Genomic DNA, 9,917 nt, shown 5'->3' on the forward strand with positions numbered 1-9,917 from the left:
TCTTATAGGGCTTTAGAAATAGCTCTTGATGCTTATTTTGAGAAATTAATAAAAGCAGTTGAGCAAGACGATATGTCGCAAACTGCTCATATGATAAAGACAGGATTTCCTATTACTATGCGCGATAGCCAAGGTAATAATCTACTGCATAGAGCAGCTCAAGCAGGTAGTAGCAATGTCTTTAAATATCTCTTAAAAGAAAACTCTAAACTTATCACGCACCAAAACAAACAACGGCTCACGCCACTGGATGTTATGCACGATAACATAAAACCGCTATTATTATCGTTATTACAATGAAATACACCACGCGGTAACGGCATAACAACTCCCATGAGAAGAGCTATGAACAATCGTTCGCTTATTGGACGATTTAAAGAAAAACTCTCATGGGTAGCACTTAAGTCCGGCAAATCGTATCATGAGTTTGCTGAAAAAGGCACTACACGCACCTGTCATGCTTGTAATTTTATTGTACCAAACGGTCTTGCGCCTCATGTACGTCAATGGACATGTCCATCATGTTTAGCGCAACACATTCGTGATGAAAATGCTACATACAATGGACTAAGAAAGACCCTGCAGGACCTTTTACTAAAAAGCAAAGAGTTATCTTTGCCAGTGCCCAGCTCGGGCCATGTTCTTATACAATAACGTTGGGCTTGGAGAGTTCTATCTAGTGGTGCTTTATACATTGCAGGGATACAATAGCAATATATTTGCATCTTCAAGAAATTAAAACTGAGTGCGTGATAGTATCAGATCAAAAGTTACCTATAAATATATTTGAGTAACTTTTGAAAAGCGGCTTCTTGTTTTTTAATACCATACTTAGAATCAACACTTCAGGCGTATTATGGTAACTTTAGACTTGACTGAAAAAGCATGGTAAAGTTATATAATAAATACTCTGTGTTTTAGGAGGGGATTGTGCCTACAGAAAAAATTCAAGCGCTTATTTTAGCAGCAGGCAAATCGTCTCGCTTTAATACCGCAGCAAGCAAGTTAACCTTTACGTTGTGCGGTCAAGAAATGATCGCTTATCCTGTGCAGACGCTGTGCCAGCTCGCTATACCTGTTACCGTTATACTTGGTTACCAAAAAGAACAAATACGCTCTATTTTAGAAAAGTATACGTTTAATAACGTACACTATAGTGAACAAATTGAGCAACGAGGCACCGGCCATGCAGTACTTTCAACACAAAAAGCATGGCATGCTGACAATATTTTAGTGCTTAATGGCGACATGCCGCTCATTAATAAAGAGATTATCCAAGAACTTATAGATACTCATGAACAATCTCATGCTACTATAACTTTTGTCACTGCTCATAACCCTGATACTGCTCTTGGTGGCTATGGTCGTGTAATAAAAGAAAACGGCACAGTAGCAATTGTAGAAGCACGTGACTTTACGCAAGATCCAGCTGAGCATTGTTGCATAAATGCAGGCATTTATCTTATTAAGCGGAGCTTTTTAGAACAAGAGCTGCCCAACTTAGAGATTAATAGAGCCAGTGGCGAACTCTATATAACCGATCTTATTAAACGAGCAAGCGATAAAAAGCAAAAAATCGAAACAGTAAATGCTCCATTCGATCTTGTACGTGGGGTTAATACTCTTAAAGAGCTCTGGGTAGCTGAGCAGATTAAGAAAGCTGAAATTATACACTACTGGATGGACAAAGGTGTCCGTTTTATGGCAGCACAAAATGTTGCTATTGATCAACAAGTAGCGTTAGAAAGCGATACTGTTATTGGCGCTGGTGTACAACTGCGTGGCACTACACGCATAGCCTCTGGTTGTACTATTGATGCTTTTTCTATTATAACCAACAGCCTTATTGGGGCTCGTAGCACGGTGCTTTCCCATTCTGTTATAACTAATAGTATTCTAGAAGAACAAGTACAAGTAGGACCATTTGCTCACATTCATAGAAGCAGTACTCTTAAAGATAACAGTGTTATAGGCAACTTTGTAGAAGTTTCTAAAAGCATTGTGGGAGCCAAAACCAAAGCAAAACATTTAGCTTATGTAGGCCAATCAGTTATAGGTGAGTCTGTTACTGTGGGAGCAGGTACCGTAACGTGTAATTATAATAGCGTATCTAAAAATACAACGCACGTAGAAGATAACGTCTTTATAGGAAGCAATACTACTCTTATTGCTCCTGTTACTTTAGGCAAAGATTGTTTTATAGCCGCAGGATCGACTATAACGCATAGTGTGCCTAGCGAAGCTTTAGCAATTGCACGCAGCAGACAAGAAAACAAACCCGATTACGCAGTAAAGCTTAAAGAACGGTATAAAAAACAAGAGAATTCATGATACGTTTTGTTCATACTGCTGATATACATTTTGGCATGGAAAATTATGGTCGCATTGATGCAAAAACTGGCATACATACGCGGCTACTCGACTTTGAGCGGGCACTCAACTTTTGTGTTGATTACGCTGTAGAACAGAAAGTTGATTTCTTTTTATTTGCAGGAGATGCCTATAAAACAGCTAATCCTACACCTACCCATCAACGTTTGTTTATGCAATGCTTTTTAAAATTATATAAAGCAGGCATTCCTATAGTTATGGTAGTGGGCAATCATGATAATCCCTTAAGCTTTGGTAAAGCTCATGCTTTAGAAATATTTGGGCAACTGCCTGTTGAGGGATTCCATGTTATCTCTAAACCTCAAACACTAGTACTTACCACTAAAAATGGCCCCGTACAAATTGTAGGTATTCCTTGGCCCACACGCAATACTGCTGCATTGAGTAATGTGCATGCAGCTACTACAGCAACTGAGCTCACTCAGTATATTAGCACTGGGGTAAGCAGAATTATACAAACCATGGCTGACGAACTAGACAAGAGTATGCCTGCAGTACTGTGCGGCCATTTAACCGTAAGCTCAGGAATTTTTTCTGGCTCAGAAAAACGTGCTGTCTACGGCACTGATCCGTTATTTTTCCCTTCGCAACTAGCTATAGAGCCCTTTGATTATGTTGCCCTGGGTCACTTGCATAGGTTTCAGAATTTAAATAAAAAAAGCTATCCACCGATAATTTATTCAGGATCATTAGAACGTATAGATTTTGGTGAACGTAAAGAAGATAAAGGCTTTTGCTCAGTTAGCCTTAAAGCTAAAGGTGATACTCAGTACGAGTTTGTACCTACGCCAACAAGACCTTTTATACAAGTTGAAGTAGATCTTGATGGGCTACAAAATCAGACTGATCAGATTCTTACTGAACTTGCAAAGCACGACCTCCAGGCAGCTGTGGTAAAAATTTTATACCATATTCCTGTAGGATGTAAAGATAGAGTAGACCTAAACGCTATTCAACAGGCATGTGTTAATGCTATGTATCTAGTAGGGATTATACCGTTACGCACTCTTGAAGTTCGCGAACGACGTGCTGCTTTAAAAGTTGATATGAATTTATCCCATTTGCTTGGTGCTTATTTTGATACTAAGCCTGAACATAAAGGCTCTAAAGAATCACTTATCGAAAAAGCATTACTGCTTGAGCTTGAACTTAAAGACTCACAAGAAACTGGTTATTAGCTACACTAGAGTGTTTATACACTCTAGTGTATATATATTAAAGTTCTTTGATACGTGCCGTTTTTAACAACTCTTTGTTATAATCAGCAAGTGCTTTATCCAGTCGTTCACCATGCAACTGATACATAATAGTTTTTTCACGCTCTTTATCAAGCGGCTTTTTACCTATAAAATGGAGCACAGTAACACCTTCAGGAGTATCGGTAAGCACCTGTATACTGCCAGCAGTCAAATCTTTAATGTAGAGTTTATCTTGAGCAAGATCTTCCAGATTAAGCTCTAGAGTGTCACTCCAGTTAGGTGCCTTTAAAATTTCTTGAGATTCGATACTATCTTCTATTTTTGTTTTTTGTAATGCTTTAAGACTATTTGTTGAGTACGGTATAAAAAGTTGCTTAACTTGTAAAACAGGATGCTCATCAGCATAGTGCTCAACATCTTTATTGCTTACTAACACTTTGCTTTTAACCCGTTGCTCTATCATCATCTCAACAATATGGGTGGTACGTAATTCTTCACGAATCTCTTCTTGAGGAATGCCCATTTTTTCAAATTCTTTAAAAATATCTTGCATAGTTATACCAGGACGACGTACTTCCAGTTGTTTATGAATATCAGCTAGACGCTTATCAATTTCTGCTTCACTTACAACAACTTTGTATTTTTGCGCTTCAAATACTATAAGCTTTTCAAAAACAGCACGCTCTAAATTTCTTAAACTACCATCAAGCGCTGGTCGCAAATCAGATTGCAGTACCCAAGCGGTTCCTTCAGGATGATAAATAATAGCACGTGTTTTATTAACCGTGTATCTATCGCCTGCTTGCAAGCTTAAAGTGATGATACTAACTAGAGCTAGTACCCTTAAAAATCTCTTATAAACTACTGTAATCATATTATTTTCTCTTATAAAAAAAGGGGAACTCAGTTCCCCTTTTATAAAAAATCTCTAAAACAAATTAAGCTACTTTAGCTGCTGTATTAGCTGCCACTGGCGCTTGTTCATCTGAAGGTTGAGTTTTAGCTGCTTGTTCTTGAGCTGCTTTTAACTCTTCTTGCATTTTAGCTTTCTTTTCTTCAGCTTCTTTTTTGAAGAATTCTTGGCCTTTTGCATCTTCTACTTTGTATTCTTTTTTAAGATCTTCAACACGCGCCATAATAGCTTCGTATGCCTTCATTTGTGGCATAACTTCTTTAAGCGCTTCTTTTACGTTAGGCTCATTAAATCCAGCGAATTTGTTTTGTTGTTTAGCGCCTGCTTTTACAACAGCAAATTGTTTTGGTCCAACGTTTACTACGTCAACAGTACCTTCTTGCATATCTTTAAGTCTTACTCGAACGGTTGGCTCGACAGTACGACTTTGTGCAGTTACTAAACCAAGGTCTTTAACCTCTTTTTTAACAGCTTTTGCTAAATTAACAAAGTTAGCTCCTGGCTTTTTTGCACGATCAGCAAAGTCTTTTGCACTTTTTTCATCAGTAAAGATAACTTGCTGTGCTTTTACGCCTTCAGCTGTTACCAAGAATGGTGGCTGTTGGAATACTGCATTTTTGTCTCTGTTTTCTTCATAAAAACTTTGAAGACCAGCATCGCTCATATCAAGGTTTTTAACTGCGTCATCTTTAAATGCAGTAATATTTAAAGTACGATCAGCTTGTTGATGTGCCTTCTTTTGAGCTTTAACGTAATCTGCGTCTTTATCTTTTTTGTTTGACTTGATCCACTCTTTAATAAGCTCTTCAGTTTCATAGTTTTTAAACATCTCTTCACGAGCATTTGGCATAAATTGAGCCATTAAAGCTGCTTGAGGATCACTGCTTAAAAATTCTTGCCAAAATGTTTCAAAGTCTTCGGTCGTTCTAGCTTTACCGTTAATGGTAAGTAATACTTCTCCGCCTACTTTTCTGTCAGCGCTTGCTACATCTGTTGAGCAGCCTGTGCAATCACCAGCTTTTTTGCCCCAGTCTGGCAGACAGCCTGAAAGAAGTAATAAAGAAGAAAGTAATAATCCTACACTCAAAAATGAGCGATTTTTTAAAGATTGGTTCATAAAAATCCTTTTATTTTAGGTAAATAAAGTTTTGCACCACTATAAGTTTCTTGTCTTGTATCCTATCATGAAATGATAGTTCTTGCAAAAATAAGCTTTAGTGTAAGTTTACTTGATAGTTTGTGTTTTTTCAAACACTTGCAACTCTACAGGCAACTACAGCATATATCTTCTGTGGCTTAAGTTGCACAAGTACTTTACCTAAAGCTTGTAGCGTGGAACCGGTTGTCATAAGATCGTCTACAAGCATGAATGTTTTATTTTCATATGCAGCTTTGTCCTTTACATCAAGTACAAAAGCATCACTTACATTCTGTTTACGAGCTAATGCTGAAAGCAGTGCCTGAAAACGCGTCCGTTTTATGCGCTTTATACACTGTACCACAGGTTTACCACTTAAGACGCTCAGCTCATGAGCTATAAGAGCTGCTTGATTGTACCCACGACGCGCTTTACGTGTCCAATGAAGTGGTACTGGAACCAAAAAATCGAAGGTGATATTTTTAAGAGCTGAATGCTGCCAGATGACGTGAGCAAGTCGCTTACTTGCAGTTGCATCAGACCATGTTTTAGCCAGTATAAGTGATTTTAGTGGCTCTTTATAATCGCATGCTGCTAGTACCGTAAGCTCATAGTTATTTATAAGTGGCACCGCAATTGACACTAGGGTCCTTATAAGCTCAGTACACGTAGTACAGTAGACAGCTCTGGTCGATAAGAAAATACGACAATAAGCACAATAGCTAGGAGCAATAAAATCTATACCATAAGTATAAAGCGTTAATAATAAACGCATCACATAGTTTTTCATGCTTTTAGCATACCAAGTAAAGCTATACAGCGCAAAAGCCCATTAGTAATCAAACCACATGCTATATCATCAGCTAAAACACCCCAGGCTCCAGGCAGTTTTTCTAAGTAACCTATACCTAAACATTTGGTAATATCAAAAAATCTAAAAAGCAAAAATCCCCAAAGGAGCACATACCAGTCTATGTTTAAACCATAAAAACAAAATAAGCATCCTATAACTTCATCTAGTATTATCTGTTTTGGATCAGGTGTACTAAATTCTGTGCGTGCGGCAGCAATAACATAAAAAGCAATGCCTGAAATTGCTATAATAAAAAGAGTATAAAAAAACAACTCAGGCATAAATCTATGAGAGCTATAGACCAATAAAAGTGTAACAGCAGATCCAACTGTACCTGGTGCTGGAGCATAGCCTAATGGCCCTAGAGTAGCAATCTGTTTAGCAACTGCTTTAAAACCCAAACTAGATAGTTGCATTATGCTGCTTTATAAGCTGTATAATCATACTCCCTACACCAAGCACAATACCAGCGTCAGCTATATTAAATACAGGCCAGGACCAGGCACCATAATGAACTACTATAAAATCGATTACGCCATTATAGAGTACTCTATCTAGTATATTAGATACTGAACCGGTAATAATAAGCAACTCTCCGATAACATTTTCACCTTGACGTGCTTTTTTATACGCTTCTCTACTAAAAACAAGCGTTCCGACTAGTATAACAGCAGTTAGAAGCATAAATCCTAACGTGCTTGATCCATGAAAGAGACCCCAGGAGACACCGCGGTTAAATACAAGCTCAAATGAGAGAAACGGATTAATAACATGCTCAAAGCTAAAATGCTCAAGCGCATAAAGCTTAGTAACACGATCAACTATAAAGAGTATACTCAAGCAGATAGCAGATACAAGCGCTTTTACCTTATGGTTGCTCCAAGCTTTTCTACCGATTTGACGACGTGATTCCATACTGCATCAATCTCATCTTTCGTTAATGTTTTAGTTTCATCACTAAGAGTAAAACTTAAAGTAATAGATTTTTGTAAGTTCCACTCTGGTTTTTCATAAAAATCCAGTAATTGAGTGTCTTTAATTAATGGGTGAGCGCCTTTAACTGCTTGTTGCAATTGCGCTACAGTAACACTATAAGGCACCAAAACACTAATATCTAAATGCACCTCAGGATACTTAGACAATTGTTTGAATGTTACTATTTCAGGTTTATAATGAAGTAAAAAACCGGCATCAAGTTCAAAGATAAACGCGTCACCTTCAGCTATTTTAGAAAGCATATTACGGTCAACTTTTCCTGCTTGACCAATAATTCGGCCTTTATATTTAAGCTCAGCGGCTTGATAACCGGTGTACCAAGGATCAAGAGTTTTAGAAGGTTTACACCACTCAACATCTATATGTAGAGCTGTAAACAGAGACTGCAACCATGCTTTTCCTGCATAGAAGTCTACCGGTTTTTTGTGCTCATAAAATATACCCGCAAGTTCATTCTCTTCTACTGGTTGTCCCTCATTAAACCACACACGATTACATTCAAAAAACCTGAGTGTATCTTGTTTGTGGCTATTGATATACACCGTTTTAAGTGCATTAGGTATTAAAGAAGAAACCAGACGTTGCCAATGCTCAGATAAAGGGTTAGCTATACGCAGTGTAGCTTCTGGTCCATAGTCAATACGCTTTAAAAACTCTTCATCATAAAAGGCGTACGTTTGTATTTCATGCATAGAAAGACCAAAAGCCATATGGTTTTTAATAAACTTTAAACGCTCAATAGGCTCAATATCAAAGGGTGCCATAGAGCGCTCAGGCATTACAAGAGGTATATGTTCGTAGCCAATAAAACGTGCTATTTCTTCAACAAAGTCTTCTGGCATAGTAATATCTTTAGTAGCACGTGCAGTTGACACAGTAATAGTATAGGTTACCTGCTGATCATTATAAAAACTTTGCACTCCAAAACCTAAACGAGAGAGAATCTCTTCAACTCGTTCGGGGGCTACCGTCATACCTAAACGATCTACGATAAGTTGATGCGAAACAGAAATAACTTTTTCTTGGGCAAGCGGCCCTACTGAAGCTACCGCGTCAGCTGATTGGTAAGAAATGCCATACTGATCAAGCAACTTTAAATAACGGAGTAACGCTTGAGTATTATTGTTTGGATCTAAACTCTTTTCAAAGCGAGCTGAAGCTTCTGTACGCTTTTTAATACGCACAGATGTTTTCCTTATGGTAGTTGCATCAAAATTACCTGACTCTAAAAACAAAGAATGAGTATGCTCAGTTACCGCACTTGCACGGCCACCCATTATACCAGCTAAAGCCAAAGGCCTTATACCGTCAGTTATCACATAATCACTGGGTAAGAGCTTTATTTCGTCACCATCAAGCAGTTCGAGTGTTTCACCTGCTTGCGCGCAGCGCGCAACAAGCTTATGCGTTGATATTTTTTGTTCATCAAAAGCATGCATTGGCTGACCAATATCAAACATTACATAATTAGTCGTATCAACAAGAGCGTTCAGTGGTCTGGCATCAACACGAGCAAGTCTATGAGCCATATATATAATTGAATCGCGATACTCAACTTTAGGCAGATACATACCAGCTAGCCGCTTACAAGGTTGACCACACTCAGGAGTATCAGCAGCAATTTCAATGGTAAAAGGATTTGTTGAAGATACAGGTGCACTTTGAGGATAATGCTTTATAGGCTTTGAAACTAAAAAATTTTCTTCAGGTTCTAAGGGTACATTAAGTAAAGCAGCTATTTCTCGAGCAAAGCCCCTGTGACCCCACATATCAGGCCGATTAGTTATAGCTTTATTATCTAGGGTAATTATATAATCCTCTGCTTCAAAAGACTTTTTCCAGCCACCCTTTATAAGCTCTAGATTGCACCATACTGCTGGAACTAAACCTTCTTTCTCACTACCCAGATCACCAAGAATCGCCCATGAGTAGTCTTTACCTATTTTTTTTAGTAAATATAAGCTATCAATAACTATACCAGATCGTTCTGGCAGAATAGCTTTTTTCTTAAATTCAGGAATTTCTACAGTAATACCCTTAGAACTAGTACTTATACTACGCCCAATAGTAAGAGCATCAAGATCAATAGATAGATGTTTTACATCTTCAATTTCGGCCGTTGTGGCACTAAAACGGGCCATAAGCTCAGGAATATCTATTTCTTTCCAATTGGCTTTAATATGATCAAATATCCACGCTATTGATAATTTCATGAGAATTGTGAACCTTATAGTACTTATAACCAAGAGAACTGTTTTTATTATAATAAGCTAAAACAGCCAAACGAGCAAATTGCTGAACCTTTTAATATAAATTATTATTAACTGAATTTTACCATTTGACATATATTTATTAACTGTTAAAATAGTAATAGAAATCAATAAAGTATAATTAAAAGCATAATTAATAATCTTAGAGGTATATACA

10 protein-coding genes are annotated in these 9,917 nt (G+C 37.6%); 4 read left to right on the forward strand and 6 right to left on the reverse strand.

Annotated elements, in window-relative coordinates:
• The 4 genes from H0X48_06465 to H0X48_06480 form a co-directional block, all read left to right on the forward strand.
• Positions 1-300: ankyrin repeat domain-containing protein (locus tag H0X48_06465; GenBank protein MBA3954936.1), on the forward strand; the 300-nt coding region annotated here is incomplete at its 5' end.
• Positions 301-345: 45 nt separating this feature from the next.
• Positions 346-654, forward strand: a complete 309-nt coding sequence (locus H0X48_06470) for a transposase (GenBank protein MBA3954937.1) — start codon at positions 346-348, stop codon at positions 652-654.
• A 276-nt stretch (positions 655-930) separates the two neighbouring features.
• The gene (gene glmU / locus H0X48_06475) at positions 931-2,331 is read left to right on the forward strand and encodes a bifunctional UDP-N-acetylglucosamine diphosphorylase/glucosamine-1-phosphate N-acetyltransferase GlmU (GenBank protein MBA3954938.1); all 1,401 of its coding nucleotides are present in this window, start codon (positions 931-933) and stop codon (positions 2,329-2,331) included.
• On the forward strand, positions 2,328-3,569 hold the full coding sequence (locus tag H0X48_06480) for an exonuclease SbcCD subunit D (protein MBA3954939.1): 1,242 nt from the start codon (positions 2,328-2,330) through the stop codon (positions 3,567-3,569). The genes glmU and H0X48_06480 overlap by 4 nt, the downstream gene beginning before the upstream one ends.
• A 37-nt stretch (positions 3,570-3,606) precedes the next feature.
• On the opposite strand, the gene H0X48_06485 is transcribed toward H0X48_06480, so the two are convergent.
• From H0X48_06485 to pheT, 6 genes are all read right to left on the reverse strand, one after another.
• Positions 3,607-4,464 (reverse strand): hypothetical protein, encoded by an 858-nt coding sequence (locus H0X48_06485; protein MBA3954940.1) that lies wholly within the window; start codon positions 4,462-4,464, stop codon positions 3,607-3,609.
• A gap of 64 nt (positions 4,465-4,528) precedes the next feature.
• Positions 4,529-5,620: a hypothetical protein gene (locus tag H0X48_06490; protein ID MBA3954941.1), complete on the reverse strand. Its 1,092-nt coding sequence runs from the start codon at positions 5,618-5,620 to the stop codon at positions 4,529-4,531.
• Positions 5,621-5,750: 130 nt separating this feature from the next.
• On the reverse strand, positions 5,751-6,431 hold the full coding sequence (locus H0X48_06495; protein MBA3954942.1) for a ComF family protein: 681 nt from the start codon (positions 6,429-6,431) through the stop codon (positions 5,751-5,753).
• Positions 6,428-6,910, reverse strand: a complete 483-nt coding sequence (locus H0X48_06500) for a phosphatidylglycerophosphatase A (protein MBA3954943.1) — start codon at positions 6,908-6,910, stop codon at positions 6,428-6,430. The genes H0X48_06495 and H0X48_06500 overlap by 4 nt, the downstream gene beginning before the upstream one ends.
• Positions 6,897-7,409, reverse strand: a complete 513-nt coding sequence (gene lspA, locus H0X48_06505) for a signal peptidase II (GenBank protein ID MBA3954944.1) — start codon at positions 7,407-7,409, stop codon at positions 6,897-6,899. The genes H0X48_06500 and lspA overlap by 14 nt, the downstream gene beginning before the upstream one ends.
• Positions 7,358-9,703, reverse strand: a complete 2,346-nt coding sequence (gene pheT, locus H0X48_06510) for a phenylalanine--tRNA ligase subunit beta (protein MBA3954945.1) — start codon at positions 9,701-9,703, stop codon at positions 7,358-7,360. The genes lspA and pheT overlap by 52 nt, the downstream gene beginning before the upstream one ends.
• Positions 9,704-9,917: the final 214 nt, after the last annotated feature.

Source organism: Candidatus Dependentiae bacterium, from assembly GCA_013821315.1.
Classification (GTDB): domain Bacteria; phylum Babelota; class Babeliae; order Babelales; family Babelaceae; genus JACDHA01.